This is a genomic window from Mycobacterium sp. TH-M106, from assembly GCF_057473765.1.
The window spans coordinates 1-26,886 of sequence record NZ_JBYCLE010000372.1 but is presented as its reverse complement, the minus strand read 5'-3'; the positions used below and the strand labels follow the sequence as shown (position 1 = coordinate 26,886).

Here is a 26,886-nt window from a genome sequence, read left to right as displayed (position 1 = left end):
GTTGGTGACGGCGAGTTCCTCGCCGGCTTCCACCCGCGCGAGATATCGCGACGCGTGCTGGCGCAATTCTCGGATTCCTATCGCTTCCACTTCCACGACCCAACGGTAGCACAGATTGTGCTATATCATTGTTAGCCGACTCCGGGCTTCAGACCTTAGCTGCGAGGGCGGAGGTCGGTCAGGGCAGCAGGCGCAGGCCCCACTGCGACAGCACTGGGCCGACGAGGACGAAATAGCTCTTCGATTCGTCGCCGTCGGGGCCGCCCGACAGGATGCCGACGGCGCTGGCGCTGCCGTCCGGGTTGACGACGAAGCCCGGGCTGCCGCTGTCGCCTTCGATGCTGAACACGTTCGCCTCGACCACATTGCCGTCGACGGCGGTGACGTCACCGCAGGTCTCACCGGTCTGGGCACCCAGCTTGCACAGCGTCATCCCGACAACGATCTGGTCGGGGTGCAGCACGCCGCGAACCCGGCGTCCGGCGACGTCCCCGCTGGGTATACCAACGGCCGGGGACAGCAAGATGGCGGCCGTGTCGCGGTCACCACCGTTGTCCTCGCTACTGAGGATCCTGCCGAGCCGATTGTCGTTGCCGTCCACCCACACCGAGCCGTCGCCGGAGTCACAGTGCCCACTGGTCAGCAGATAATAGGTGCCGCCACCACCCTCAGCGGCGAAGCCGGCAGTACAGCTGCTGGTTTCGTCGAGAACCTCCATTCCCGGCATCGGGTTCGCCCACGCGGCAACCGGAAACGCACCCAGGGTGGCGGCCACGATGAAACTGAGCACGCCGAATCTGATAGTCCGCCAGAAAGCCACCCGCAAACCTCCTGAAGCAATGATGGCTAACCGCCGAAGGCGCCGACTCGTCCGGGTCGGCAGCCGGGCCACGGATCGCAAAAAAATCCGTCCGGGGTCGCGGGGGCTCGCCGCGTGTTCGCGTCGATCATTCGTCCGGTACGGCACGCGTGAGGTAGACCATGCTGTGCTCAAGTTCCTCGTCGCCGACCGCTTTGACCGCGCCCACCAGGGGAGCGATTCCGAACGGCCGTCGGGAGAACCGGGACGACAGCGCGATGAAGGATCTTCACCGCGCGTCGCCGGCGGCTGTTTCGCTGCGATGCAGATCGATGCGAGCCTGGATTTCTTCCGGATAGACGACCCGGTAGGCCAGCGCGGCGTCGATGTACGCACGGGAGATCACCCCATCAGCGGCAAGTTCGGCCGCCGGATCCCGGACCGGCCCGAGGTCATCGAGCCACATGGCGATCTCCCAGACATCGGGCCCGCCGATTACCGTTCCTAGACACTGAGCGATACTGAGTTTCGTCCGGTGGGCGGCCCCGAACGGTCGTGGGTCGCCTGGATTCTCGCCGTGGTCCTGTGAGTACGTCTGGTCTTGGTGCCTGCCGGCTGCCGGTTGCCTCGTGGGGTGGCGGGTTTCCTGGGTGCTCGCTGGGTTGCCGGGGTTGTCCTGGTGTCGCGGTTGTTGACCCGGGTCGCCTCCGCTGGGGCGGGCGGGTTCGTGTTCACGCGACGCCGGGCCCGGTGACCGAGTCCGCGTCTGCCGATCACCAACGCGGCTGCGTGGTGCCCGGAAGCCTGGGGATGATGGGTTTTCATCGGGGCCAGCCAGTGTGCTGCCCATTTCGACGTGTAGGCGGGGTCGACGACGATGATCGCCAGCCCGGTGTTTGAGGCCGCCATCTGGGTCAGCCGGTCCCGGAATTTGGCGGTAGGCATCCCGGCGATCTGCCGGCGGAATCGGCGGCCCTTTCGTCCTCGGCTGGGCCGGTTGCCGGTCTTCTCGCGGCCCTGTGTTCGGGCGTCGGCGAAGTCGAGGTCCTCGATCACGATCGCTTTGGCGCCGACAGTCTTGGCTTGGGTGAGGATGTTGGTGATCGCAGCCCGCAGCCGCCCGTCACGAGTCGTGGCCGATTGTCCTGCCAGGTCGAGGTCGAGGGTGCGGGCGGTACCGAGGATGTTGCCGTCCGGGCAGACGCTGGTGACGGCCAGGTGCCCGTCGTTGACATCGACCGCCACGACCGGGTGTTGACGCAACTCGTCGAGCGACCGTGCAGGCGACGGCACGGTCCTCCAGGAGGCATCCACATACCAGCGCCCCGATTCGGGTTCGTCGGGGTCGCAGCTGATGTCGTAGCGGATCGCCCCGGTAGCGGCTTGTGTGGCGACCTCTTCACCGCGGTAGGTGAACTCGACTGGACACGAGAGCCGGTACCGGCCGTGGGGACGGTTCGCCAAATGTGTCAGCGGCGTGGGGAGTTTCAGTTCCAGCCACCGCTCCTCGGGATTCCAGCGGATTGTTTCGTTGCCCCACGCTTTGTCTTTCTCCCCGTCAGCAGTCAAAAACAACCGCGCCGCCGCCCACTGTTGGCGCCACTGCTGCGGGCTGAGGCCCGTGGATTCGAGGTTATTGCGTTTGTGCAGCAACGCTTTCTTGCCCCGCACCACATGAACCGTCCCGGCCATCAGGTCGGCGTCGACCGCATCGGCACGCGTGGTCAGCGTTTGCAACCGGATTGTTTTCGTGCCGCTGCGACTTGCTGGCATACCCGCGCACCGCCTTCTTACCGGTGCCGGCCCGACCGCCGACCGGGGCAGCCAAACGGGCCGTGATGGTTCGTATCCGCGCGGCGAGGCTGGCGCGTTGCGCCCACAGGTTCTGTTCTGCCAACCGGAACTGGTCCTCGCTGGTGCGGGTGATCGCCCCCGCCGACCGCGACGACGACTCGCTCGTCAACGCCTTCTTCCGCTTCTGACGCGACCGCGCTTCACCTTTGGCATCCAACCGGCCCTCCCGGCACCGCGCGGCCAGGTCACGACCGGCAAGCGAGCCCAGGAAACCACCAACTTCGGTGAGCACCGCCGCATCAGTGTCGTTGACGCGCAACCGGGTCCGCACCCGCGCACCAGACGGCGCAGCGGCGACAAACGGATCAGCAATCACGCGCAGGGCCATCAGCGGTATGCCTGTTGGCGGGCGCACTGTGCTGCCAGACACCGGTACTGGCCGGCAATAGCGTCGAGCACCCGCTCACCGATGAGCCAGCGGGCTCCGGTCACGCCGACCCGGCCGGTCACACTCCGCTGTTTGAGCGTGGACAACCTGACACGCTCGATCTTCTCCGCGGCCTTACCCATGGCCGCGATCATTGCATCGGCCACCGACAACCGCGGCCGGGCCGATGTCACGCTGCGCGCACCCGACCGCCTTGACGCTCTGTTTCGGGCGCTGCGCCGGCCGTAGAGCCGCGCGCAGAAACTTGTGAGCACCTCCACCATGTCGCGCACCAGATCATCGGTCACCTCACCAGCATCCAGCACCACCAACCGGCGGCCATGCGCCGACAACGCGGCCTCAACCAGCTCAGTGTTCACCCGCCCCAACCGGTCTCGATGCTCCACCACCACGGTGGTCACCTTCGGATCAGCCAGCAGCCGGCGCACCTTCGCCCGTGACCCGTTCATCCCGGACCCGACTTCAGCCTCCACCCGCACCACTGTCCCGCCCGCCTCCGCGGCCCAGCCGGTCAGCCGAGCAACCTGACGATCCAGATCAGCCTTCTGATCATGCGAGGAGACCCGCGCATACAACCCGAACGCGGTCAGCGCCGGCACCGCAGACACATCCGGCGAAACCAGCACAGTGCGCTCGTTCACCCGCACCGCCGGAACCGGCAACATCTCCTCCCGACCCTCCCGAAACCAGCGGTACGCCGTCTGCGGATGCACCCCCTGCGACCGCGCCCACTCCGTCAGATTCACCCCACCAGCACACTCACTAGAACGTTCATACGCTCACTACCGCTCAGTATTCCGCCAACTGTTCACAACCCCAGCACGTCGACCGGTGGGGCCGTCACGGAACGTGATCAGCGGATGTTCGTCCCTGCGAGCGCCTTCTTCGGCGTAGCGACGGAGAAGGTCAGACAGGCTCTCACCCGCCGCGCGGGCACGTAGCCGCAGCCGCTCGACGAGCCGATCATCGAGGCGGACAGAAACATTCACAGACACGTATACCGTGTTGCACGTCGTCCACGTATGGTGCCGTCAACGCGCGTCTTCGTACCGGTAGGCGCTGATGACGTCGGGATCGGGGTCGATTCCCAGGCCCGGCCGGTGCGGGACCGAAATCCGGCCGTCCGCCGGGGTGAGGGCGTCTGCGTAAACTTGCGCTTCCACGTCGAACCAGCGCCACTCGATCATGGCGTCGGCGCTGCCCAGTGCAGCCGTCGTGTGGATCGCCGCGAGCAAACCCGGCCCGTCGTAGAAGGAATGCGTCATCACCGGGATGTTGTGCGCCGCCGCGAGCGGAAAAATCTTGCACAACTCGGTGATACCGCCCATCTTGGCGGGGCTCGGCTGAACGAAGTCCACCGCCCGAGCGTCCAGCATGCGCTCGAATTCCAGCAGCGTGGAAACGTTCTCACCGGCCGCGATCGGGAGACCGGTGGTTCTGCGCAGTTCCGCCAGTCCGTCGAAATTCTCCGGCGGCCAGAGCGGCTCCTCGAGGAATTTAAGGCGCACGGCCTCCAGTTCCGGTGCCACGGCATGCGCTTCGGCCAGGGTCCACCGGCAGCCTGCGTCGACGATCAACTCAACGTCGGGGCCGGCCTCCTCGCGCACCGCCTGGATCGCCGCCACGTCTGCCTCATGCAGCTTGAGCACCCGAAATCCGGCATCGACCATCCGCCGGACCGCAGCGCGCACCAGCGGCGGGTCGTGATAGCAGGCCAGGCTCGCGTAGCAGGGCATAGCGGTGACTCCGCCGCCGAGAAGTTGAGACACCGAAGCGCCGGCGAGCTTGCCGGCGATATCCCACAAGGCGATGTCCACCGCCGAGAGCGCGTAGGTCAGGGCGCCGCCGCGCCCGAAGACGTGCAGCTTCTTCTGGATCGCCAGCATCAGGGGCCGGATGCGGGTGGCGTCCTGGCCGATGCAGAGCGGCGCGACCAATTCGTCGACGGCGAGTTTGGCCGAAGCGACGGCGCGAAAGCCGAAGGCCTCCCCCCAGCCCTCCACTCCGTCGCGCGTTGTCACCTTGACCAGCAGCGACTCTGCGACGGACAGCTTGTCACCCCACAGCGACGCCCCGGGTGTGGCGTCCGCCTTCAGCGGGATGCGCAGTGGAACGGCCTCGACCTTGGCGATGGGGGCGGCGGTGACGGGCATGTACAGCTGAGCATAGCGACGCCCGAAACGCTACATGACTGCTACGATCGTAGAATGTCTGATGTTGCATCGCGTGATCTTCGCAACGACACCGCCGGGGTGTTGCGCCGCGCGGCAGCCGGCGAGGACATCACCATCACTGTCCGGGGACGCCCGGTCGCGATATTGACCGCGGTTCACCCGCAGCGCCGTCGATGGCTGACCAAAGCAGAGTTGCTGAGGCGATTACGGCGCGCTCAAGCCGATCCCGGGCTTCGCGATGACCTGGCGACACTGGCCGGCGACACCACCGAAGACCTCGAGCCGATTCGGTGAGCGCTGCACCGGCGACCGGCCTGCTCGACACGTCGGTGTTCATCGCCAGTGAAACCGGCCGGCACCTCGATGAGTCGGCGATCCCAGCCGAGGTGGCCACCACCGTCATCACCGTTGCCGAACTCAATATCGGCGTGCTGGCTGCCAACACCTCCGACATCCGCGCCCAACGCCTCGCCACTTTGGATGCCATAGCCGATATGGAGGTGCTACCCGTCGACCAAGAAGCGGCCACCATGTGGGCCAGACTGCGCATCCACTTAGCCGAAGCCGGCCGGCGGGTCCGCATCAACGCCCTGTGGATCGCGGCGATCGCGGCATCACGGTCGCTGCCGATCGTCACCCAGGACGACAACTTCGGTCCGCTCGACGGGGCAGCGGGCCTCACCGTCATCCGGGTGTGACCACGGCTGCCGGGACAGCTCAGATCAGCTCAGAACGCGTCTTCGCGAAGTTCCATCACCGAAATATCGACGCTGTCCACGATCCGACGCTCGGCACTGAGCCTAGGCAGCACATTGCGGGCGAAAAACCTTGCTGTGGCAATCTTTCCGCGATAAAAGTCGCGGTCGGCGTCGGCAGGGGTTCGCCCCAGTGCGCTCAGTGCGATCTCCGCCTGTCGTAGCAGCAGCCAGCCGATGAGCAGGTCTCCGACGGCCAGCAGGAAGGGCACCGACGGCAGGCCCACCCGGTACAGTTCGCGCGGATCCTCCTGGGAGGAGAGCAGATATCCGGTCATGGTGGTGACCATCGCCCGGGCATCGTCGAGGGCGGTGGCCAGCGCCGCACGGGAATCGGCCAGTTCCGGGTGGGCGTCGTCGCTACCCAGATATTTCTCGACTTGAGCGACCAGGTGCTGCAGCGCCACGCCACGGTCGCGGGCGATCTTGCGGAAGAAGAAGTCCTGAGCCTGGATCGCGGTGGTGCCCTCGTAGAGGCTGTCGATCTTGGCGTCGCGGATGTACTGCTCGATGGGATAATCCTGCAGAAATCCAGAGCCGCCGAAGGTCTGCAGCGACTCGGTCAGGTATTGATACGCCCGCTCCGAGCCGACCCCCTTCACGATCGGCAACAACAGGTCGTTGACCCGCTCGGCCAATTCGGCGTCGGCGCCGGACACGCACGCCGCAACCTCCGGGTTCTGGTGGGCGGCGGTGTACAGGTACAGCGCGCGCAGCCCCTCGGCATAGACCTTCTGCATCATCAACGCACGGCGCACATCCGGGTGCGCGATGATGGTGACCCGCGGCGCGGTCTTGTCGGTCATCCGGGTCATGTCAGCGCCCTGCACCCGGGTCTTGGCGTAATCCAGTGCGTTGAGGTATCCGGTCGACAAGGTGGCGATTGCCTTGGTGCCCACAAACATTCGCGCGTATTCGATGACCTTGAACATCTGCGCGATGCCGTTGCGGTTGTCGCCGACCAGCCATCCCACGGCCGGTGTCCCATGCTGGCCGAAAGTCAGTTCGGTGGTCGTCGAGACCTTGAGCCCCATCTTGTGCTCCAGCCCGGTGACGAAGACGCCGTTGCGCTCCCCCGGCTCGCCGGTCTGCGGATCGGGCAGATACTTTGGCACCAGAAACAGGCTGAGCCCCTTGGTCCCCGGTCCGGCGCCTTCGGGTCGGGCCAGCACCAGGTGCATGATGTTCTCGAACAGGTCGTCACTGTCGCCGCTGGTGATGAACCGCTTCACGCCGTCGATGTGCCAACTGCCGTCGCCCGCCTCGATCGCCCTGGTCCGCCCGGCGCCGACATCGGAGCCCGCGTCCGGTTCGGTGAGCACCATGGTGGCGCCCCAGTTTCGCTCGATCGCCATACTCGCCCAGTGCCGCTGCTGTTCGTTGCCGAGGTGGTAGAGGATGTTCGCGAAGACCGGGCCGGCCAGGTACATGAACACCGACGGGTTGGCGCCGAGCACCAACTCGTTGATCGCCCAGGAGACCATGGACGGTGCGGGCACACCGCCGACCTGCTCGTCCAACCCGACGCGAAACCACTCACCCTGCTGCCAGGCCCGCACCGACTCCTTGAAGGGCCCCGGCAGGCTCACCGTATGCGCATCCGGATCGAACACCGGCGGGTTGCGGTCCCCGTGGGCGAACGACTCGGCTACCGGTCCCTGGGCCAGCCGCGCCGCCTCGGCCAGCATCTGGCGCACCGAGTCGCCGTCCAGGTCGCCGAAGGCGCCGCCGGCCAAGGACTGCTCCAGGTCCAACGCCTCGAACAGGTTGAACTCCAGATCGCGCAGATTGCTCTTGTAGTGGCCCATGGGGTCGGTGTCAGTCGCTGGCCGGCAGCGGTTTTGCCTCCTTGAGGCGCAGCGGGGTCTCGCCGACGGTCAGCGTGCCCGCACCGGCCTTGGTGACCAGCACCTCGCCGCCGGCGTCGTCGACGTAGCGTTTGCCCATCACGGTGCCTCCGGCGAACGCCGGGTCGAGTTCACCGGTACGCGCGGCGTCCATCGCCACCATGACGACGCCGCCGCAGCGCAGGTCATCGAGGCTGTCGGCGGCCCGCACGACGATGACCTGGGTATCGCACACCTGACTTTGTAGACGGGTGCCGTTCTTGATCATGATCGTCCTTCACCAGGCCAGTTACTGCTTTGTCGGGGTGAGGCTTTCGACGAGCCGACGGCGCAGCACCTTGCCGGTCTCGCTAGTGGGCAGCTCATGACGAAACACTACCCGGTCCGGGGTGCGCGACGCTCGTAACCTCGTGCGGACGTAGTCGCGCAGTTCTTCCGGGTCCGGTTCGGCGCCGGCCGCCGGCACCACGACCGCGACGAGCGCCTGGCCCCAGTGTGCATCGTCGACGCCGACCACAGCGACGTCGCGGACAGCGGGGTGCTCGATCAACACGTCCTCCAGCTCGGCCGGCGCGATGTTCTCCCCACCCCGGATGATGGTGTCGTCGCTGCGCCCACCCAGATACAGGTAGCCGCCTTCATCGAGGGTGGCCAGGTCACGGGTCGCGAACCAGCCGTCCGCGTCGAGTGCCGAACCGGTCCCGGTGTAGCGCCCGGAAACCTGCTCGCCGCGGACGAACAACTCCCCGGTCGCGCCGGGCGGAAGCAGGGCACCGTCGTCGCCGCGGATCTGCACTTCGACGCCGGGCACCGGTCGGCCCACCGATCCCAACCGCCGGGCGATCGCCGGGTCGGCCGCGTGTTGGGCCTGCCGGTGGTCATCCGGGGTCAGCACCGCGATCGTCGAGCTGGTCTCGGTCAGCCCGTAGGCGTTGACGAAGCCGACGTGCGGCAGCAGCTCCAGCGCCTTGCGCACCAGCGGCAACGGGACTTTCGAGCCGCCGTAGGCAAGGTTGCGTAGCGACGGCAGCCGGTGCTGCTCACTGTGCTCACTGTGCTCATCTCGCTCGAGCACAGTGACGATGCGGTCCAGCATCGTGGGCACCACGGTCGCCGTCGTGATGTGTTCGTCGTCGACCAGCCGCACCCACTGCTCGGCGTCGAAGTTAGGCAAGTACACCATCTCGCGTCCGGCATACAGGTTCGACAGTGCCGCGCTGACTCCGGCGATGTGATAGGGCGGTACGCAGATCAGCGCTGCGTCGCCCGGTTGCGCCGAGGCGAATTCGACGGTGCCGGTGATGTAGCTGGTCAGGTTGTTGTGGGTAAGTTCGACGGCCTTGGGGGCCGCTGTGGTGCCCGAGGTGAACAGCACGACCGCCGCCGCGTCGGGGTCCGGAGATACCGGTGCCTGCTCGGCGGGGCCGGCGCGGCGGGCGGCGACGGCGAACTCCTGCGACGTCACCACCTTCAGGCCAGTGTCGGCGAGCATCTCCCGGTAGCGGGTGTCGACGACCACCAGCGGGTCGGGTAGCCGCTTGATCAGTGCCCGGATGGCCTCGGCGGAGAGCCGATAGTTGACCGGGGTGAAGGCAGACCCGGCCCGCGCCGAAGCGAAGATCAGCACCGGCAGCATCACGCCGCCGGTGCCGAGGTAGATCACGTGCTCGGCGGTCGATTCCGTGATGACGTTCGCACCGCCCGCGGCGAGATCGCTGAGCTGCCGGGTCGTCAGGCGCAGGTCACCCGAGACCACCGCCAACCGGTCGGGGTCGTGCGACACCGCCATCTCGAGGAGCAGCGAAAGGCTCATCACGCCACCAGCCCGGCCACCGCGGCGTCGGCCGGCACCACAGGCCTGGCTGGTGCCGCCCTGGCCGACCACCGGGGAACCGAGGTTGCCCGGCGTGCTTCGAGCCGGCCCACCGCCAGCAGCACGACCGCGGTAAACACCCAGCCCAGCAGGATGTCGATGACGTAGTGCTCGGCGGTGTACACCAGCAGGAACGCCATGATCAAGGGGTAGCCGACCAGTACCGGCCGCCACACGGCACCGAGCCTGCGCCACAGGAAGATCGCGACCATCGCGGTCAACGCCGCATGCAGCGACGGAATGGCGGCCACCAGGTTAACGCTGGCCTGTCCCTCGTCGATCAGCGAGCGGGCCGAGTTCAGGTGCAGGGTGCCCCACCCGCGGGTAGAGATCCGCTCCACCCACTGGTGAGCACCGGGCCGGCTGGTTGACATGGCCCCCAGCAATCCGCCGTTCGGAACCCCGGCGGATGAGTGGAACATGCACGGCGGGTTGGACGGACCGCCGGCGACCTCACCGGCTGTGCAGCGGGCGGCCGCCCAGGGCGGTGCCGCGGGCATCAGGACGTAGACGATCAACGCGGCGAACTGCAGCGCGACGAAGCGGCGCACGAACGCCTTCCAGTGGTCCCGATCGCTGAGCCACAACGCCCCGGCGACGACGTAGGGCAGGATGAAAAACGACATATACGTGGTGCTCATGACCGTTTCCCACCACGGGGCTCGGGGCAGTTTGAGGTGTTCTTGTAGCCAAACCGTCGGCTCCACGCCGAAAAACAGCCAACGGTCGGCATCGATCTGCGGTCGCCAAAGGGTCGGCGCCCCCAGCATCGTCGCCGCGCCCCGGCTGAGGTCGTAGACCGTCAGCACCAGCGCGAACGGCAGCCAGTCGATGATCACCTGCAGCATCCGCCGCCGGCCGATGCTGGCCGCGATCAGTCCGGTGCAGATGTAGAGCAGCAACAGCTCCCGGTTGAAGGCAAACCCCTTCGTCCAGGTGCGAAACACCACCATGCCCAGCCACGCGGTGATCGCCGCCCGCCGGACGACCCGCAGCCGCCACGCCCGCGATCCGGCCACGGTGACCGCCGGGCGGGCCACGTCGCCGCCAGGAACGGCGATGCCAGCACCGGGCAGATGGTCGATCGTCGACACCGCCTCCTCAGCTGCCGGTCCAACGCGGCGGGCGTTTCTCGGCGAAAGCGATCGCGCCCTCCTTGGCGTCGTGGGAGGCAAACACCGGCATCAAGATCTTCAGTTGCTCGGCGAACATGTCCTCGGGGCGCCAGCCGCGCGACTCGACGATGATCCGCTTGGTGGCGGCCACCGCCAGCGGGCCGTTGGCGGTGATCTTCTCGGCCAGCGTGATCGCCGCGTCCAGCGTCGTCCCCGGTTGGGCCAGCACGTTGACCAGACCCAGGGCGTGCGCCCGCTGGGCGGGCAGGTTGTCGCCGGTCAGCGCCAATTCCATGGCGATCGCATACGGGATGCGCTGGGGCAGTCGCAGCAGTCCGCCGCCGCCGGCGACCAGGCCGCGCTTGACCTCGGGGATGCCGAACGCCGAGTCCTCGGCCGCCACGATCAGATCGGTAGCCAGCGCCAATTCGGTCCCGCCGGCCAGCGCGTATCCTTCGACCGCGGCGATCAGCGGTTTCTCCGGTGGCCGTTCGGTGAACCCCAGACCGCGGCCCTTGACGACGACGTTCTCGCCGCGGGCGAACGCCTTGAGGTCCATGCCCGCACAGAACGAGCCGCCGGCGCCGGTCAGGATCGCCACCGACAGGCCGGGGTCGCCGTCGAGGCGGTCCATCGCGTCGGCCAGCCCCTGGCTGACTTTGGCATTGATCGCATTCTTGGCGTCGGGTCGGTTGATCGTGATGATCAGAATCCGGTCGCGTTGTTCGACCAGGACTTCGGTTTCTTCGCTCACGGTGCCACAGTATCCACGCCCGCGGGGAGCCTCCCTGCGGGTGGCATGGCCGGGTGACTTGCGGCGGTTTTCCGATGTTGTTAGGCAGATAGCGTGTCATGTTCTGCAGCTGGTGACGGCAGTGCCGTCTTCAGGGTCGACGTGCAGGACCTGCTCGGTTCCGCGGCGCAGGTTGCCGACGAGGGGGCCGACCTGGCCGCCGCACACCTGTCGTCGGACAACCGGATCGAAGCCGCCCACATCGGCTGGGTCGGCAGCTCGGCGACGGCGCTGGCCGCCCGGTGGGAAGCGTGGTTGGCGACGTCGAAGGTGTTGTTGAGCCAGGTGGCTGAGCACGCGCACGGGCTCAACAGTGCAGCCATCACGTATGCGGCCACCGAGGCAGACCGTGCGGCAGCGCTGCACCACGTCGTTTCGGGGTCGTTTCCGGCGCCGAGCCCGGATCACGGGTAGGCGAGCGCGCCGCCGATGACGGTGGCGACGACCATGTCTGAAGCCAGTTCGGCTAAGGCGTCGCGCGGCGGGATCGCCAGCATGCACAGATCACTGGGCTGCCCGGGTGCCACGCTGCGCATCCGTACCGGATCACAGGGGCGCGAGAGAAACAGCCGCAAAGCTGTGCCCGGCGGGATGCGTTCGCCGGCTCCGAGCACCGCACCGCTCTCGGTGACGCGGTGCACCGCAGCGCGCATCGCCGCCCACGGATCCAAGGCGCCGAACGGCGCGTCGGTGCTGCCGGCCACGCCGATGCCGGCGTCGATCAGTGCAGCGACCCGCCACAGCTGTGGTTGTTCGTCGGCGGCGACGTCACGCCGGTACGCATCACCGCGTTCGGCCACGAAATTGGGCTGGGTGACGACGGTGACACCAAGGTCCGCGAGCTCGGCGATCATGTCGTCGGGCACCATCGCGGCATGTTCGATGCGGTCGCGCGGACCGGGGCCGGCGGCGCGCAACGCGGCAACCGCCACCACAAGCTGGGCCGCGGTGACGCAATGGATCGCGACCGGGTGGTCGGCGCGGTGCAGCTCAACGACCCAGTCGGTCAACGCCTGCAGGTCGAGACGGTCGTCGTGCAGGATCTTTTTGCCCGGCGCCAAAAAATGTGGCCGGGGCCGGAATTCGCCGCGACGGTGAGCCGCCGTGAGCGAGCCGACGTCGTCGGCGTCGAGATCCGGTGTGGCGTCGGTGACGCCGGTAACGCCGAAGCCGGTGAGTCGGCGGCTCAGCTTCCCCAGGTCGGCGCCGCGACGTGGCACGGCGTCCGACCAGCCCAAGCTGCTGCGCAGCCGCCCGTCGGGGTGATCGCCCAACCCGACCCGCGCCAGCCCGGCGGAGTTGAGGATCCACAGCACGCCGCTGCGATGCTGGACCCGTAGCGGAGTCTCGGGCCGCAGCGCGTCCAGCACGGTGCGGTCTAGCTCACCGGCGACCGACTCGTGGTAGCCAACCGCCCGAATCCATCCGTCTACTCCCGGCTCGCTGCTCGACAATGCTTGTGCCAGCTGGTCTTTGGTGCGCACCGCAGGCGGACCGACCGGCAACGAGGCGAGCGCGGCCGCTGCTGCCCGCAGGTGGAGATGGTGATCGTGCAGGCCGGGCAGCACGGCGCCCAAGCCGGCGTCCAACACGTCTTCGTCCGGCCCCGGGTCCAGCGCCTCGGCGACGTCCAGTATCCGCTCGGCCACCCGGATGTCGGCGACCCGCCCGTCCAACAGCGTTGCCCGCCGGATCAACATCGGACGCGGCGACCGGCGACCAGAGCGCGCACGGTGGTGTTGTCGGCGCCCGCCGGGTGCGCGGGTTCCGCCGGTAAGACCGGCAGGAGGGGCGCCACGCTATCTTCCGCATCGGCGGGTAGCGCGGCTAAGGCGCCATAGCTGGCTGCGACCCCCGCCATCGACACGTCGATGACGTCGCCGCCGCCGCGGGCCAGGCTGTCCAGGACGTCTTGGGCCGCGCGCAGCCCGGCCAGCGGGTCGGCGATCGCGTCGCCGCAGAACGCCGGGCCGTCGGGCCGGGCGGCGACCAGCCCCCCCGCTACTGCCGCGTCGTCGCCGAAAGCGACTCGGTCGGGGTGCTCGGCGCCGTAGCCGGTGATGCGCACCCACACCCGGCCCGGCCGGGCCGGCACCTGATCGGCAGCCAAGCCGCGGCGGGCCAGCCCGGCCGGACGCGATCCCTCGATGACCACCTCGGCCACCGACAGCAGGTCGGCCAGCTCGGGCGCATCGAGGCCGACGACATAGGAGAGTTTCCCGCTGTTCATCCAGTCGAAGAAGCCCCGGTGGCCTGGTCGCGTGCCAACCCTGCCGCCGTCCGGGCGGTCCGGGGTCTCCACCTTGACCACGGTCGCGCCCGCGGCGGCCAGCAGCCGCCCGCAGAGCGGACCCGCCCACATCGACGACAGGTCGGCCACCAGCAATCCGGGGAGCGTGGCGGGAGCGGTTTCGTTGTACGCGGCGATCTTTGGCTCAGCCGGTGCACACTCGCCCAGCAGCGCCGTGGGCATGCCCAGCAGCCGGGCGCGGGCCACCAGCGCCGCCGCGGTCTTACTGGCCGACGCCCGCGTCAGTGCGGCCCACGGATCGGCGCCCACCCCGGGTAGTTCCAGCAGTGCCGGCACGGCGTCGACGTCGTCGGCGCGGGACAGGGTCAACGCCCACCAGCCGTCGGCGGCGGCCATCAGCCGGGTGGCGCCCCCGGCTGAGATCCGCCCCGCCGGCGCCGATCCGCGTAACACCGCCCGCCCGGTGAGAATCTCACCGGCGTCGACGCGCGCCGGTCGCCCGCCCAGCTCGGCGACCCGGCGCGCAATAGCGTCGGCCACCCGCTGGGCGTAGGTCAGCACCGCGGCGGGGATGCCCAGCGAGACCACCGGTCCATTGTCCTCGCGTCACCGGACAGCTCAGAACTGCAGTGCGGTGAACCGCCAGTCCAGCACCTGCCGGTCGGGTTCACCCGAGTCACCGACCGCGTACACCAGCGAGCGCAACCCCAACACACCCCCGGCGGCGGTCGGCTCGGCGGATTCCACCTGCACCTCGCTGTAGAGCGTGTCGCCCTCGTGCACCGGCCCGGTGTGATCGCAGGACTGCCAGCTCAACACCGTCGCCAGGTTGGGCAGCAGCCTGGTGGCTTGCGCGAGCGCCAGCCCGATGGTGTGCCCACCGTAGACCAGCCGGCGTCCACCCGATCGTGAATCATGGTGCACCGCAGCGATGTTGAGAGTGAGTCTGGCCAGCTCCGGTGCGCTACTGACCACGTCGGCGCTGCTGTGTAACACCGTACCGGCGATGGTGCGGTCGAAGTGGGGTCCGGGCACCCTCCTGCGGAACGCCTCGCCGTCCCAGTCGGCGGTCACCTGTGACGACGTGGCCGCGTCGGCACCGATGCCGGAGAGGTCGTCGTGGTGGCCGGTGTCGGCGGCATCACAGCGCAGCGGCAGCATCGCGCAGCGGTGGAAGTCGAGAATCAGCCGGTCGATGTGGTCGACCGTTATCACCCGCAACGCCGCCAACCCGGTCGGCGCTCGGCCGGGCCGGTGAGAATTCTGCTTCAGTCCGACGACTTCTGTGCGGGTAGACAAGGTGTCGCCGATAGCCGGGAAACGGTGGAAGACCAGGCCGCGATAGAACAGGTTGGCCTTGACGTGGTGAGTCACCAGCGTCGACTGGCCGATCGCGACGTCGCACACCAGACCCGGGTGGGCCAGCGGTGTCGTCGAGCCGGTGACGGCCCGGGTCAGCTCGCCGTCTAGCGGCAGCCGCATCCGGTCGCCGAGGATCGCCTGGTGCGCCGCGGCCACCCCGGGTGTCAGGGTCATCGACGGCGCGGCGTCGAACACCTGGCCGAGATACAGCTCGTCGAAGTAGGGCCCGCCGCCCATCGCGCCTCCCGTGCGTCAGGATGTCGGTAGGAATCCTGACATATGCGGAGGGCGATCAATGTACACCGCACTCGACGACGACGAGGCGATGCTCATCGACACCGTCCGCGCCTTCGTCGACAAGGAGGTCAAGCCGGCCGTCCGCGAGGTGGAACATGCCAACGCCTACCCCGAGGCGTGGATCGAGCAGATGAAGCGGATCGGCATCTTCGGCTTGGCCATCGCGGGGGAATACGGCGGTACGCCGGTGTCGATGCCGTGCTACGTGCTGGTCACCCAGGAACTGGCGCGGGGCTGGATGAGCCTGGCCGGAGCGATGGGCGGGCACACCGTCGTCGCCCAGCTGCTCACCCGGTTCGGCACCGAGCAGCAGCGGCGGCGCTATCTGCCGCCGATGGCGACCGGTGCGTTGCGGGCCACCATGGCGCTGACCGAGCCGTCCGGCGGCAGCGATCTGCAGAACATCACCACCACCGCCCTGCCGCACGATCCAGACACGTTGGCCGTCAACGGATCCAAGACCTGGATCTCCAACGCTCGGCACTCCGGGCTGATCGCGCTGCTGTGCAAGACCGACCCGCACGCGAAGCCGCGGCACCACGGAATTTCGGTGCTGCTGGTGGACAATCCCAGCTCGGGGCTGACGGTCTCGCGCGATCTGCCCAAACTCGGCTACAAGGGTGTGGAGAGCTGCGAATTGTCGTTCGCCGATTGCCGCGTGCCGGCGGCGGCGGTGTTGGGCGCAGTGCCCGGCAAGGGGTTCGCACAGATGATGACCGGCCTGGAGACCGGTCGGATCCAAGTGGCCGCCCGGGCACTCGGGGTCGCCACCGCGGCGCTGGAGGACGCGTTGGCCTACGCCCGGCAGCGGGAGAGCTTCGGCCGGCCGATCTGGAAACACCAGAGCATCGGCAACTACTTGGCCGACATGGCCACCAAGCTGACCGCCGCCCGCCAGCTGACCCGCTACGCCGCTGAGCGCTACGACAGCGGTGAGCGCTGCGACATGGAGGCCGGCATGGCGAAGCTGTTCGCCTCCGAGGCGGCCATGGAGATCGCGCTCAACGCCGTGCGGATCCACGGGGGCTACGGGTATTCCACCGAGTACGACGTGGAACGCTATCTCCGCGACGCGCCGCTGATGATCGTCGGCGAGGGCACCAACGAGATCCAGCGCAACGTGATCGCCGCCCAGTTGGTTGCCCGTGGGGGGATCGATTAGAGCCTCGATTCCCGGTGCGGTAATTGTGTTGAGGGTGCTAATGGCCGCCAATGGCGGTGGTCTCGGTGACATTGCCTTGAACCTGGACGCTATGCCCGAACTTCTGCCTGGCGCCGACGACCGGATGACGCAGGACCACTATGACGCGCTCGCGGTGTGGCGCGCTGATCCCGCCGAGGTGTTCGGAACACCGGCGGTGGTCGCGGACCTCGCGACCGCGGGGTTCACGCTCATGGATGCCGGCCTTGCGCTCGTGGAGGCATTCACCAAGCTGATCGTGCGTCAGCCCCGAGCCCGCTTCTCGGATGTGTCCAGGCGCAGCCGGGCGAGATGGAGCCGCCTCCGCCTGAGCGCGCAGTGCTCTATCACGCGCTGTTCGGGTGGCATGCCGCTTGAGTTGCGTCTGCACCGCTCGCGGCGGCCAGGGTCAAGGGCCGGGTGTCGGGTATTCCATTTCGCTGGGCTTACGCAGCTGGAAAGTGGCGAACGAACTGTTCACCAATTCATCCATGCGTGTGCGCCAGTGGCTCCCCGGTGAGACCGCTTCCAGCAATACGGTGATGACGCAAATCGTCCCGTACACGCGCTCGATCTGCACTTGGTCGACCGGGAGTGCGTCGAAAGCGGTCAGGTGGCGCACACGCGAGGATGTCCCGATCGGGGTGAGGCGGCGATTCCACAGTCGACCGTGATGAGCACAGATGTTGCGGACGATGGACATGTGCTCCAGCCAGTTCACCAGCGGGTGGTTGTCGCGCCAGCGTCGCCGCTGACTTTTAGGTGCCGACGGGTGCGGACTCACTCCGAACCAATCGGCGATGGCTTTCTGATCGACGGATTTCAGGCCCGCGTAGAGCTTCGAGAGGTCGGAGAAGTCCAACACGTCCGTCAGCACCCAGATCGGCAGCTGCCCACCGTAGACCGCGTCGTGGTGGTCGACGAACTCGTCGCGTCCGCGGGCGCGGTCAACGCGCCGTTGTGCGGTTCGGTGCCAAGTGGCGTGATCGAAAGGCGGCCGAAAGTGCTGGGGATCGGTGTGCGCCATTGGAACTCGTAGAGTCCGACGACTTCTGTGAACGTCGTGCCGTCCACGAAGGTGCTGAGCCGGCGGGACTGATCAGCGATGTCGAACTCCCGGAAGGGATACCAGTACCCGCTCAACCGGTAGTAGCCGACCGCTGACAGCCAATGAGCTGCCGACGCATCATCAGGGATGTGCATGCCTCGGAGCCTCAACTTGGCGATCTGGCCTGGGATCGATAGCCAGGGCTTGATCGGCGGGACCGGCATGGACGAACGATAGCGAAAGAAATCCGGCCCACTCCCGAGACAGGGTCTCGATGCGGGCCGAACGATTGCTTTCACTATACCCCACAGCTGAGACATCGCGCCTGTACCCAAGTCACGAGACCTGTTGGTGTTAGTAGGCCCCGGCGGCTACCCCGCTGTCGCGCCAATGGTGAACTAGCCGACGGCGACCCAGGTTACGCATGCCGACAGAGGTATGTGGGATGGACGGCGGCGGCCTTCTTGATTCCGTAGACACCCCAGAACCGGCCCCACGCCCCCCGTGGTCTGGCGGCCTCAGTCGCTCGCGACCTCCCACCAACCGAGGCGCCGGTAGAGCCGTGCTCGAATGGCGGGTGGTCAGGCGCAAATGTCGAGTCGCGCGTCAAGGGTGTTGCTAACCGACGGCGTCCACCAGGCCCCACCCCAGCGCGGTCGCTGGATCGACGGTCCGGCCTGACAGCACCAAATACGCTGTGCGACAACGGCCGATCCGGCGAGTGATACTGACGGTGCCACCCGCGCCGGGGATAAGCCCCAGACTCAGCTCGGGCAACCCCAGCACGGCGTCTTGCCGAGCCACCACCCGTCCGCAGAACGCCGCCATCTCCAATCCGCTGCCCAGCACGTGGCCGTGGACCTCGGCACGGCAGGCCGGCCCCAACCGGGCGGTCAGCGCGTCGAGCACCAATGCCGGACTGTGCCGGGTGCGGGCCAGGTGCGCGCTGGCCGGGTCGGGGAAGGTGCCGAACTCGGCGAGGTCACCGCCGCTGCAGAACGACGGCCCGTTGCCGCTCAGCACCACTTCGCCGATCGAAGGATCCCACCGCGCGACGTCGAGCGCCTCCAGCAGTGCGCCACGCATGTCGCTGCTGAAGGCGTTGTGCCGCTGCGGCCGGTTGAATCTGATCCGCAGCGCGTTACCGTCACGCTCGACCAGGATCGGGTGGGGGAGTTCCGGCATGCGGGCCGGGCCGCGTTCGGCAAGCCAGCGAGCGAACTCCGGTCCGGACTGCAAGGTGGAGTAGGCCAGCGACTCGGTGACCACACCGGCCAACGTCGGGCCGTCCGGGTCGATCGATCGCAGGACGTCGTTGCAGACCGCGCTGGCTTGCGGCCAGCGGCCCGTCCGGGTCTCGAGTTCCGCCAACGTATCGTCCACCGACCCTACGGTCACCACGCGCCGGTCGTCGCACGGACTCTCCGTCAGCGTGAACATTGACCGCTCGTCGAGGCATCCGGGGTCGACGCCGACGACGATCCCCGCTGGCAACTCGACGAATGTCACGAATACTTCTCGACCAGCTCATGCTTGAACAGCTTGCCGGTGTCGGTGCGCGGCAACCGGGCCTCGAACGAGATCGACCGAGGACATTTATAGTGCGCCAGGCGTTCCCGCAGCCAGCTCGAGAGCTCCTCGGCGAACTCGTCGGTGGCGTCGGCGGTGTCGACGGTCTGAACCACCGCCTTGACACTCTGGCCCATCTCGTCGTCGGGGATGCCGAACACCGCCGCGTCCATCACCTTCGGATGAGTGACCAACAGGTTCTCGGCTTCCTGCGGATAGATGTTGACTCCACCGGAGATGATCATGTGATGGCGCCGGTCGGTGAGGTACAGGTAGCCCTGCTCGTCTAAGTATCCGACATCACCAACCGTCGTCCAGCCGTGTTGCTCGCGCGAGCTGGCGGTCTTCTCCGGATCGTTGAGGTACTCGAACGCAGTGCCGCCCCCGAAGTAGATTTCACCGGGCTGTCCGGCCGGTAGCTCGTTGCCGTCGCCGTCGAGGATGTGGACATCGCACATCATCGGCTTCCCGACCGAGCCGGGGTGAGCCAGCCACTCCTCGGCACTGATCAGGGTCGCACCGTGCGCCTCCGAGGCCGCGTAGTACTCGTCGACAATCGGCCCCCACCAATCGATCATCTGCTGTTTGATCTGCACCGGACAGGGCGCTGCAGCGTGCATCACTCGCTGCAGTGACGACACATCATACGAATGACGCACAGACTCGGGAAGTTTCAACATACGCGTGAAATGGGCTGGGACAAATTGGGCGTGGGTGACCCGGTAGCGCTGGATCGCGTCGAGGCAACCCTCGGGGTCGAACTTCTCCATCACCACCGTCGTCAGGCCCGCCGCTTGAACGGTCATCGACCAGACCGACGGGGCGGTGTGATAAAGCGGTGCCGGGCTCAAGTAGACCGATTCGGGTGTCATCCACACCGACACCAGCATCGACATCATGCCGGGTGCTTCAGCTGGCGGGACATGCGGCAGTTCGCGCCGGATGCCTTTCGGCCGGCCGGTGGTGCCTGATGTGTACTGCAGCAGGTCGCCCTCGAGTTCGTCGTCCAGCGGTGTATCTGGTTGATCGGCAACACATTGCGGGTAGCGCAGCCAACCGTCCACGTCGTCGTCGGCGATCAGCAGTACACCGGGCAGCCCATCGGGAAGGTACTCGGCCAGGCCCTCGCAGGTCTTTCGCAGCGCCGCGGAGCCGACAATCGCCTTGGCGCTGCTGTTGTCGACGATGTAGGCGGCCTCGGCGGCGGTCAGATGGGTGTTGATCGGCACGTAGTACAGCCCGCTGCGACGGGCCGCCCACATCACCGGGTGGATGTGCTCGTTGTTCTCCATGAGGATCGCGACGGTGTCACCCTCGACCAATCCGGCGTCCCGGAAGAAGTGCGCCAGCCGATTGGCCCGGGACTCCAGCTCGTCGAAGGTGACGACGGTGCCCGAGGGGTACAAGATGACTGCGGGCTTGCCGGTGCCTCCATGGCCAGAAGTGTGCTCGCGGATCTGCATCCGACGACTCTACGACGCCCGCTGTTCAGGTCGCACACACACCGACGGTGCGCAAACCCGGCATGCCACCCGGCGTGTTGACCGGGAACACGCTCCCTCGCGAGTAGGGGGTGGCCCTGCTCGCGCCGAAGGGTCTTAGCCCAGGCGGTTCCGCAGGGCGTCGAGCTCGTCGCGAAGGCCGGTAGGTAGCTTCTCGCCGAGGAAGTCCAGCCACTCCTCGATGAGCGGCAGCTCGGCGCGCCACTCGTCGGCATCCACCGCCAGCGCTTCGGCCAGATCGGCGGGGTCGACGTCGAGCCCGGTGACGTCGAGATCCTCGGCCACCGGCACGATGCCGATCGGAGTCGATCGGCCGCCGGCTTGCCCTTCCACCCGCTCGATGATCCACTTCAGCACCCGGCTGTTCTCGCCGAAGCCCGGCCACAGGAACCGGCCGTCGTCGCCGCGGCGGAACCAGTTGACGAAGAACACCTTCGGCAGCTTGGACTCGTCGGCGTTCTTGCCGATGTCGATCCAGTGCTGCAGGTAGTCGCCGGCGTTGTAGCCGATGAACGGCAGCATCGCCATCGGGTCTCTGCGGACCTTGCCCACTTTTCCTTCAGCGGCGGCGGTCTGCTCACTGCCCAGGGTGGCCCCCAGGAATACGCCGTGTTGCCAGTCGCGGGCCTGCGTCACCAACGGGACGGTGGTCTTGCGGCGCCCACCGAACAGGATCGCCGAGATCGGCACACCGGCGGGGTCGTCCCACTCCGGGGCCAGGATCGGGCACTGCGACATAGGCGTGCAGTACCGTGAGTTCGGGTGCGCGGCAAGGGTTTCAGTTTCTCGGAAGTACCAGTCGTTGCCCTCCCAGTCGATCAAGTGATCGGGGGTGTCCCCGTCGATACCCTCCCACCACACGTCACCGTAGTCGGTGCGCGCGACGTTGGTGTAGATGGTGTTGCCGGCCTCCAGCGTCTTCATCGCGTTCGGGTTGGAGCTGTGGCTGGTGCCCGGCGCCACCCCGAAGAAGCCGGCCTCCGGATTGACCGCATACAGACGCCCGTCCTTGCCGAACCGCATCCAGGCAATGTCGTCGCCGAGGGTTTCGGCCCGCCAGCCCGGGATTGTGGGCTGAATCATCGCCAGGTTGGTTTTGCCGCACGACGACGGGAACGCCGCGGCGATGTAGTACGCCTTGTTCTGCGGCGAGATCAGCTTGAGGATCAGCATGTGCTCGGCCAGCCAGCCCTCGTCGTGGGCCATCGCCGAGGCGATCCGCAGCGCGTAGCACTTCTTGCCCAGCAGCGCGTTGCCGCCGTAGCCCGATCCGTAGCTCCAGATCTCCCGGGTCTCCGGGAAGTGGGTGATGTACTTGGTCTCGTTGCACGGCCACGGCACGTCTTGCGCCCCGGCCGCCAGCGGGGCGCCCACCGAGTGCAGGCCCTTGACGAAGGGCCGGTCGTCACCGAGTTTCTCCAAGGCGGCGGTACCCATCCGGGTCATGATCCGCATCGACGCGACCACGTACGGCGAGTCGGTGATCTCGATGCCGAGCTTGGGGTGCTCGTCGCCGAGCGGGCCCATGCAGAACGGGATGACGTACATGGTGCGGCCGCGCATGCAACCCCGGTACAGCTCGGTCATGGTGGCCCGCATCTCGTCGGGGTCCATCCAGTGGTTGGTGGGCCCGGCGCCGTCGGCGGTGCGGCTGCAGATGAACGTCCGCGACTCGACGCGGGCCACATCGGCGGGGTCTGAGAGGGCGAGGTAGGAGTTGGGTTTTTTGGTCTCGTCCAGTTTGACGGCGCTTCCGGCGTCCACCAGCTGGGCGGTCAGTCGGTTCCACTCCTCTTCGGTGCCGTCCGACCACTCCACCCGATCCGGTTGGGTGAGTTCGGCGACCTCGGCTACCCAGGCCAGTAACTCCCGGTGCTTAGTCGGCGCGGTGTCCAGACCCGGAATAGTCGCTGCCGTCATTCGAGAACGCTCCTGTGTAGATTTCATCGTGGGGCGCATCTGCCGCCCACCTGATTGATCTTCATACCGTTGCCTTAGAGGCTAGCGGAGACGATGCGTCCGGGCGAAGCGGGCAGCGGTCAGCTCGGGCTAGTCGCTGGTCAGACGGTCATCGGCGGCTGGTTTTCCCAGCTGCGTCCGGACTGCGTCCAGCGCCCGCCGCAGCGCCGGCGTCTCCCGGTCGCGCAAGGTTGCCGCCCGTGCGGCGGCGACGGCGTGCTCGCGAAGCTCGGTGTCCAGAGCGGCCACCTCGCTGGCTGTCTGGGCGCTCTCGGCTTCATTCTGCTGCGCCAACGCAGCCGACAGCACCGACTCGGCAGCCAGCACCCGCAGCGCGACCAGCTCCTCAACCGCGGAGCGCAGCGCTGCGATCACTTCCGTCACCCAGCGGTCCAGCAGCCCGCGGTCGTGCAGCAGACCGCGAAGGCTCACCACCCACACGGTGACCGCCAGCCCGGCAGCGGCACATGCCACCGCACCGACTGCGGTCAGGCTGGGGGCCAGACGCGCGAACAGCCTGCTCAGCGTCAACGCCACGCCCAGCCCGAAGCCGGCGCCCAACAACATCATCAGCTGGGTTTCCAGCCGTCGGGACTTCAGCGGCGGGGCCGGCACGTCAATCGTCGGACGCGCCTGCGGTGGTGCCGGTTCCGGCGCCAGGCCCAGCTCGTGTGCGACGTCGGCCAGATGCACCGAGACTCCCTCGTCCACGCCGGCGACGACCTCGTCAGCCCGGCTGCGCACGTAGGCTTCGAACCCGGGCAACCGGCGCCGGGTCATGCCGGCGGCGTCTTCGGCCAGTTCCGCACGGACTGAGTTGCAACGGTTGCGGGCGAAGTAGGACAGCTGCACACGCGCCTGGGCAACCCGGCTGCGCAGCGCGATGGTCCGCTCGGACTTCGCCAGCCGCCGTGCCCGCACCACGGCGTCGCGTTGGTCCTGCAGCAGTGCCACCCGTGCGCGCCGGCCCGCGCTGTCGGCATCCCGGTCGTATCGACCGACGGCGGTGCGCAATCGAGACTCCCACGCCCGCAGCCTGTTTCGCCGTTGCAGGTTCGGATCAGCGAGCTGTTTTTCCACCTCGGCGACCAGATCGTCGATGCGGGGTTCGCCCAGATTGGGCCCGCCCGCCACCCCAACCCACACAACATCGCGGTAGCGCGGTGCGTACGCGGCCAACGTGTCGCGGGCAACCTCCACCATCTGGCGCCACTGGCGGTGCACGTCGATCTTGGACACCGCGCCGATCACCACGTCGGTGTCGGCGGCGGCCGTGTCGAGCAGCGCACAGTCGGATTCGGCCAGCGCCGCGGCCGCGGACACCACGAACACCACCGCAGTCGGTGCCTCGCCGGCCGCCAGGTCGGCCGCCTCGACGAAGGGGCAGCCGGGTAGGCGGGTGTTCAGCGCCGCAGCGACGCTGCTGACCCCCGCCAGCCACGGGCCGGTCACCAGCACCGCCGCGCGGCGGGTCACCGCCGGCGGGCGCGCCCGGGGTGCGATCGCAGCGACCAGTTCGTCCACCCGGCCGACTGGGTCGTCGGAGGCCGGCGCGGTCACGCCGATGCCCCCGCCACTGCCCAGGCCCGCAGCGACCCCCTGACGATGTCCAGACCGCAGGCGCGGTGCAGGCCGGTCACCGGCCCGCGGGAGCAGCGCTGCCATCGCAGCGCCCGCCGCAGCTGCGCGGCGCGATCGTCGACCGCAGCCGGTTCGACCGTCAGCCCGGCCGCCTCGAGAACGTCCACGGCCGCCGCCATCCGCGCCGCCACGGTGTTATCGGCTGACAGGAACTCACCGATCCGGTTGTCGTCGGCGCTATCGTCGACGGCCAGTGCTTCCAGCTGCGTCACGGCTTCCGACAACCGGCGGTAGCGCACTGCCGCGCCGATCGCATTCAACCGGTCGGTGACCGCGTCGATGCCGCTGATCCGGCGCAACAACGCACACACCTGACCGGCGGATCCGCCACGGCGGACGAGCCTCACCGCACCGGCGATCCCCGGCAGGTCCAGCGTGTCGCGGAGCCGCGACCGCACCCGGCGCGGCACCGGATGCGGGCCGGTGACGAAGCGGTCCGCACAGCGCAAGTCCGCGGGTTCGGCGGCAAGCATCTGCAGCGCCCCCCACAGCGCGTCGTCCAGCCGGTTGTCCAGCGCGGCCACCGCGAGCAACCCGGCCATCGGCTGCACCGGCGCGCCGATTCTCCCCGAGATGTCGGCGAGTTCTGCACAACCGGTCAGATCTGCTTTGTTCATCACCACCAGCACCGGCTCGGGCAGGCTCGCGACGGCGGCGGTGTCCTCCGGTTTGGCCGCCTCGGCGACAACGTAGACAGTGACATCAGGCCCCTGCTGTGACGTGACCGCTATTCCGGCGCACTCGAGCGCGCGCCCGACGGTGCGCCGGCCCGTTCCACGGCGCCCGCACACGGCGACCCGCAGCGGGGCCGCGACACGCTCGACGATCTTCGTCACCCGCGGGTCCTGCATCTCGCCGCCGAATCGTGCCAGCTCGTCGGCGAAAATCTGGCGTCTCTCTCCGCTCACGATGGTGTTCCCCAGGTCCGGCCGCACGGCCGGATCCCATCGAATGCTGCCATCTGTGTCGGGCGGGCGCGAGCCACCCAATATCCTTGACCGGTCGAAGGCAACTTTTGGGTATCAATGGATAACAATGTCAGCCACAGCGTGGGCACGTCGCCGCCGATAGGCCACGATGGACGGATGCATGTCCAAGGCCACGCCCAAGACAGAGTGGCCGCACCACCCACTTGCGCTCAGCACCCCCACCACTTCAGCTCCCGATCCCGGCACTCGGCGTTGTCTGCCGCCCAGCAGCAGACCTGGCAGCGGCTCTGGCCGCGCCTGGGCATCGAGGCCCGCCAACCGGATCGGCCGGATCGGGCGGGCCGAAATGTCCGGCCGTTGGACACTCGCGGCTGGTTCGGCCGTGACGCCCCGGTGGTGCTGGAGATCGGCAGCGGCGCCGGCACCTCGACGGTGGCGATGGCCCGGGCCGAACCGGGTATCGATGTGGTCGCTGTGGAGGTGTATCGGCGCGGTTTGGGCCAACTGCTCTGCGCGATCGAGCGAGACCCAGAGCAGTTGGGCAACATCCGGCTGATCCACGGTGAAGCAGCCGACGTGCTGGAGCATCTGATCGCCCCGGCTTCGTTGACCGGGGTGCGGATCTTCTTTCCCGATCCGTGGCCGAAGGCACGGCACCACAAACGACGACTGCTCCGGCCGGCCACGCTCGCGCTGATCGCCGACCGGCTGCGACCGGGCGGCGTCCTGCACGTCGCCACCGACCATCGGGGCTACGCCGAGCAGATCGTCGCGGCCGCAGACACCGAGCCCCGGCTGTGTCGCGTCGCGGCGGGTCCGGGCATGCCGGTCCTGCCCATCTCGGTCGCCCGTCCCACCACCAAGTACGAGACGAAGGCCAAAGATGCAGGCAGTGCCGTCGCCGAGTTGCTCTGGACCAAATGCCGATCATGACCTCGAACCTGGAAACCCACCTGAAAACCAGCGCCGAAGCCGAAGCGATGCCGCCGGCCAGCACCGTGCCCTCGGTCCGGCGTGTGCTGCTGGTCTGGGACGCCCCGAACCTCGACATGGGTCTGGGTGCAATCCTCGGCCGCCGACCCACCGGTGTGGAACGGCCCCGGTTCGACGCGCTGGGCCGCTGGTTGCTCAGCCGCACCGCCGACGTCGCGGCAACCTTCGCCGGCCATCCGGAGATCTCCATCGAACCCGAGGCCACTGTGTTCACCAACATCGCCCCGGGCAACGCCGATCTGGTGCGACCGTGGGTGGAAGCGTTGCGCAATGTCGGGTTCGCGGTATTCGCCAAGCCGAAGATCGACGATGACAGCGACGTCGACGCCGACATGCTCAATCACATCGCCCTGCGGCGCGAGGAGGGGCTGGCGGCGCTGGTGGTGGCCTCGGCCGACGGGCAGGCCTTCCGTGCCCCTCTGGAGGAGCTGTCCAGCACCGGGATCGGCGTTGCCGTGCTGGGATTTCGCGAACACGTCAGTTGGGCGCTAGCCTCGGATACCTTGGAGTTCGTCGACCTGGAGGACGTCCCTGGCGTGTTCCGGGAACGGCTGCCG

The 26,886-nt window shown here is 67.9% G+C and carries 24 protein-coding genes and 2 pseudogenes; 6 read left to right on the top strand and 20 right to left on the bottom strand.

What is annotated here, in order from left to right; translation table 11 throughout:
* Positions 1 to 178 precede the first annotated feature (178 nt).
* The 6 genes and pseudogenes from AC2VOP_RS13245 to AC2VOP_RS13220 form a co-directional block, all read right to left on the bottom strand.
* The gene (locus AC2VOP_RS13245; RefSeq protein ID WP_486961395.1) at positions 179 to 790 is read right to left on the bottom strand and encodes a chymotrypsin family serine protease; all 612 of its coding nucleotides are present in this window, start codon (positions 788 to 790) and stop codon (positions 179 to 181) included.
* 298 nt (positions 791 to 1,088) lie between these two features.
* Positions 1,089 to 1,265 (bottom strand): hypothetical protein, encoded by a 177-nt coding sequence (locus tag AC2VOP_RS13240; RefSeq protein ID WP_486961394.1) that lies wholly within the window; start codon positions 1,263 to 1,265, stop codon positions 1,089 to 1,091.
* Positions 1,266 to 1,303: 38 nt separating this feature from the next.
* Positions 1,304 to 2,536, bottom strand: coding sequence for a nuclease/transposase family protein (locus tag AC2VOP_RS13235; RefSeq protein WP_486961393.1), 1,233 nt, complete (start codon positions 2,534 to 2,536; stop codon positions 1,304 to 1,306).
* A 696-nt stretch (positions 2,537 to 3,232) separates the two neighbouring features.
* A pseudogene (locus AC2VOP_RS13230) lies at positions 3,233 to 3,787 on the bottom strand (IS607 family transposase); the annotation flags it as partial.
* Between the two features lie 36 nt (positions 3,788 to 3,823).
* On the bottom strand, positions 3,824 to 4,030 hold the full coding sequence (locus AC2VOP_RS13225) for a ribbon-helix-helix protein, CopG family (RefSeq protein WP_486961392.1): 207 nt from the start codon (positions 4,028 to 4,030) through the stop codon (positions 3,824 to 3,826).
* A gap of 42 nt (positions 4,031 to 4,072) precedes the next feature.
* The gene (locus AC2VOP_RS13220; RefSeq protein ID WP_486961391.1) at positions 4,073 to 5,194 is read right to left on the bottom strand and encodes a mandelate racemase/muconate lactonizing enzyme family protein; all 1,122 of its coding nucleotides are present in this window, start codon (positions 5,192 to 5,194) and stop codon (positions 4,073 to 4,075) included.
* 54 nt (positions 5,195 to 5,248) lie between these two features.
* Between AC2VOP_RS13220 and AC2VOP_RS13215 the strand changes: the two genes are divergently transcribed.
* Positions 5,249 to 5,509: a type II toxin-antitoxin system Phd/YefM family antitoxin gene (locus AC2VOP_RS13215; protein WP_486961390.1), complete on the top strand. Its 261-nt coding sequence runs from the start codon at positions 5,249 to 5,251 to the stop codon at positions 5,507 to 5,509.
* Positions 5,506 to 5,913 carry a PIN domain-containing protein gene (locus tag AC2VOP_RS13210; protein WP_486961389.1) on the top strand — a complete coding sequence of 136 codons (408 nt, stop codon included), beginning with the start codon at positions 5,506 to 5,508 and terminating at the stop codon, positions 5,911 to 5,913. The genes AC2VOP_RS13215 and AC2VOP_RS13210 overlap by 4 nt, the downstream gene beginning before the upstream one ends.
* A 29-nt stretch (positions 5,914 to 5,942) precedes the next feature.
* On the opposite strand, the gene AC2VOP_RS13205 is transcribed toward AC2VOP_RS13210, so the two are convergent.
* Genes AC2VOP_RS13205 through AC2VOP_RS13185 form a run of 5 tightly spaced genes read right to left on the bottom strand, consistent with a single transcriptional unit; the run spans position 5,943 to position 11,559 of the window.
* Positions 5,943 to 7,778, bottom strand: coding sequence for an acyl-CoA dehydrogenase (locus AC2VOP_RS13205; protein ID WP_486961388.1), 1,836 nt, complete (start codon positions 7,776 to 7,778; stop codon positions 5,943 to 5,945).
* A 10-nt stretch (positions 7,779 to 7,788) separates the two neighbouring features.
* Entirely contained in the window at positions 7,789 to 8,085 is a 297-nt protein-coding gene (locus AC2VOP_RS13200; RefSeq protein WP_486961387.1) for a hypothetical protein, read from the bottom strand.
* A gap of 21 nt (positions 8,086 to 8,106) precedes the next feature.
* The gene (locus AC2VOP_RS13195; RefSeq protein ID WP_486961386.1) at positions 8,107 to 9,630 is read right to left on the bottom strand and encodes a class I adenylate-forming enzyme family protein; all 1,524 of its coding nucleotides are present in this window, start codon (positions 9,628 to 9,630) and stop codon (positions 8,107 to 8,109) included.
* A complete protein-coding gene (locus AC2VOP_RS13190; protein ID WP_486961385.1) occupies positions 9,630 to 10,784 on the bottom strand; it encodes a phosphatase PAP2 family protein in 1,155 nt (384 codons plus the stop codon). The genes AC2VOP_RS13195 and AC2VOP_RS13190 overlap by 1 nt, the downstream gene beginning before the upstream one ends.
* A gap of 7 nt (positions 10,785 to 10,791) precedes the next feature.
* Positions 10,792 to 11,559, bottom strand: a complete 768-nt coding sequence (locus AC2VOP_RS13185) for a crotonase/enoyl-CoA hydratase family protein (protein ID WP_486961384.1) — start codon at positions 11,557 to 11,559, stop codon at positions 10,792 to 10,794.
* A gap of 93 nt (positions 11,560 to 11,652) precedes the next feature.
* On the opposite strand from AC2VOP_RS13185, the gene AC2VOP_RS13180 reads away from it, so the two are divergent.
* Positions 11,653 to 12,012, top strand: coding sequence for a WXG100 family type VII secretion target (locus AC2VOP_RS13180; RefSeq protein WP_486961383.1), 360 nt, complete (start codon positions 11,653 to 11,655; stop codon positions 12,010 to 12,012).
* Here the strand turns inward: AC2VOP_RS13180 and AC2VOP_RS13175 are convergent.
* From AC2VOP_RS13175 to AC2VOP_RS13165, 3 genes are read right to left on the bottom strand one after another with little or no spacing between them, the layout of a single operon-like run.
* Positions 12,003 to 13,298 carry an amidohydrolase family protein gene (locus AC2VOP_RS13175; protein ID WP_486961382.1) on the bottom strand — a complete coding sequence of 432 codons (1,296 nt, stop codon included), beginning with the start codon at positions 13,296 to 13,298 and terminating at the stop codon, positions 12,003 to 12,005. The genes AC2VOP_RS13180 and AC2VOP_RS13175 overlap by 10 nt on opposite strands.
* Positions 13,292 to 14,437 (bottom strand): CoA transferase, encoded by a 1,146-nt coding sequence (locus AC2VOP_RS13170; protein WP_486961381.1) that lies wholly within the window; start codon positions 14,435 to 14,437, stop codon positions 13,292 to 13,294. The genes AC2VOP_RS13175 and AC2VOP_RS13170 overlap by 7 nt, the downstream gene beginning before the upstream one ends.
* 30 nt (positions 14,438 to 14,467) lie before the next feature.
* The gene (locus AC2VOP_RS13165) at positions 14,468 to 15,448 is read right to left on the bottom strand and encodes a MaoC family dehydratase (RefSeq protein WP_486961380.1); all 981 of its coding nucleotides are present in this window, start codon (positions 15,446 to 15,448) and stop codon (positions 14,468 to 14,470) included.
* A 58-nt stretch (positions 15,449 to 15,506) separates the two neighbouring features.
* Here AC2VOP_RS13165 and AC2VOP_RS13160 point away from each other — a divergent pair, with 58 nt between their 5' ends.
* The gene (locus AC2VOP_RS13160; protein WP_486961379.1) at positions 15,507 to 16,670 is read left to right on the top strand and encodes an acyl-CoA dehydrogenase family protein; all 1,164 of its coding nucleotides are present in this window, start codon (positions 15,507 to 15,509) and stop codon (positions 16,668 to 16,670) included.
* Positions 16,671 to 17,097: 427 nt separating this feature from the next.
* Here the strand turns inward: AC2VOP_RS13160 and AC2VOP_RS13155 are convergent.
* From AC2VOP_RS13155 to AC2VOP_RS13130, 6 genes and pseudogenes are all read right to left on the bottom strand, one after another.
* Positions 17,098 to 17,891 (bottom strand): annotated as a pseudogene (locus AC2VOP_RS13155) (Abi family protein).
* 463 nt (positions 17,892 to 18,354) lie between these two features.
* Positions 18,355 to 19,176: an enoyl-CoA hydratase/isomerase family protein gene (locus AC2VOP_RS13150; protein WP_486961398.1), complete on the bottom strand. Its 822-nt coding sequence runs from the start codon at positions 19,174 to 19,176 to the stop codon at positions 18,355 to 18,357.
* Positions 19,177 to 19,241: 65 nt separating this feature from the next.
* Complete coding sequence (gene fadD4 / locus AC2VOP_RS13145; protein WP_486961378.1) at positions 19,242 to 20,768, bottom strand: fatty-acid--CoA ligase FadD4; 1,527 nt, start codon at positions 20,766 to 20,768, stop codon at positions 19,242 to 19,244.
* 135 nt (positions 20,769 to 20,903) lie between these two features.
* Positions 20,904 to 22,727, bottom strand: coding sequence for a phosphoenolpyruvate carboxykinase (GTP) (locus AC2VOP_RS13140; protein WP_486961377.1), 1,824 nt, complete (start codon positions 22,725 to 22,727; stop codon positions 20,904 to 20,906).
* Positions 22,728 to 22,856: 129 nt separating this feature from the next.
* Complete coding sequence (locus tag AC2VOP_RS13135) at positions 22,857 to 24,326, bottom strand: hypothetical protein (protein ID WP_486961376.1); 1,470 nt, start codon at positions 24,324 to 24,326, stop codon at positions 22,857 to 22,859.
* Positions 24,323 to 25,315, bottom strand: coding sequence for a hypothetical protein (locus tag AC2VOP_RS13130; RefSeq protein WP_486961375.1), 993 nt, complete (start codon positions 25,313 to 25,315; stop codon positions 24,323 to 24,325). The genes AC2VOP_RS13135 and AC2VOP_RS13130 overlap by 4 nt, the downstream gene beginning before the upstream one ends.
* Before the next feature lie 159 nt (positions 25,316 to 25,474).
* Between AC2VOP_RS13130 and trmB the strand changes: the two genes are divergently transcribed.
* Positions 25,475 to 26,269 carry a tRNA (guanosine(46)-N7)-methyltransferase TrmB gene (trmB, locus tag AC2VOP_RS13125; RefSeq protein ID WP_486961397.1) on the top strand — a complete coding sequence of 265 codons (795 nt, stop codon included), beginning with the start codon at positions 25,475 to 25,477 and terminating at the stop codon, positions 26,267 to 26,269.
* A gap of 47 nt (positions 26,270 to 26,316) precedes the next feature.
* Positions 26,317 to 26,886 (top strand): NYN domain-containing protein (locus AC2VOP_RS13120; protein WP_486961396.1); only part of this gene is annotated, 570 nt, incomplete at its 3' end.

Excerpts from the sequence above, each read along its gene's own strand:
- AC2VOP_RS13175 (WP_486961382.1), bottom strand. The coding sequence starts at position 13,298 with ATGTTGATCCGGCGGGCAACGCTGTTGGACGGGCGGGTCGCCGACATC.
- AC2VOP_RS13150 (WP_486961398.1), bottom strand. The coding sequence starts at position 19,176 with ATGTTCACGCTGACGGAGAGTCCGTGCGACGACCGGCGCGTGGTGACC.
- AC2VOP_RS13195 (WP_486961386.1), bottom strand. The coding sequence starts at position 9,630 with ATGAGCCTTTCGCTGCTCCTCGAGATGGCGGTGTCGCACGACCCCGAC.
- AC2VOP_RS13165 (WP_486961380.1), bottom strand. The coding sequence starts at position 15,448 with ATGGGCGGCGGGCCCTACTTCGACGAGCTGTATCTCGGCCAGGTGTTC.
- AC2VOP_RS13220 (WP_486961391.1), bottom strand. The coding sequence starts at position 5,194 with ATGCCCGTCACCGCCGCCCCCATCGCCAAGGTCGAGGCCGTTCCACTG.
- AC2VOP_RS13205 (WP_486961388.1), bottom strand. The coding sequence starts at position 7,778 with ATGGGCCACTACAAGAGCAATCTGCGCGATCTGGAGTTCAACCTGTTC.
- fadD4 (WP_486961378.1), bottom strand. The coding sequence starts at position 20,768 with ATGCAGATCCGCGAGCACACTTCTGGCCATGGAGGCACCGGCAAGCCC.
- AC2VOP_RS13215 (WP_486961390.1), top strand. The coding sequence starts at position 5,249 with ATGTCTGATGTTGCATCGCGTGATCTTCGCAACGACACCGCCGGGGTG.
- AC2VOP_RS13160 (WP_486961379.1), top strand. The coding sequence starts at position 15,507 with ATGTACACCGCACTCGACGACGACGAGGCGATGCTCATCGACACCGTC.
- AC2VOP_RS13200 (WP_486961387.1), bottom strand. The coding sequence starts at position 8,085 with ATGATCAAGAACGGCACCCGTCTACAAAGTCAGGTGTGCGATACCCAG.
- AC2VOP_RS13240 (WP_486961394.1), bottom strand. The coding sequence starts at position 1,265 with ATGTGGCTCGATGACCTCGGGCCGGTCCGGGATCCGGCGGCCGAACTT.
- AC2VOP_RS13140 (WP_486961377.1), bottom strand. The coding sequence starts at position 22,727 with ATGACGGCAGCGACTATTCCGGGTCTGGACACCGCGCCGACTAAGCAC.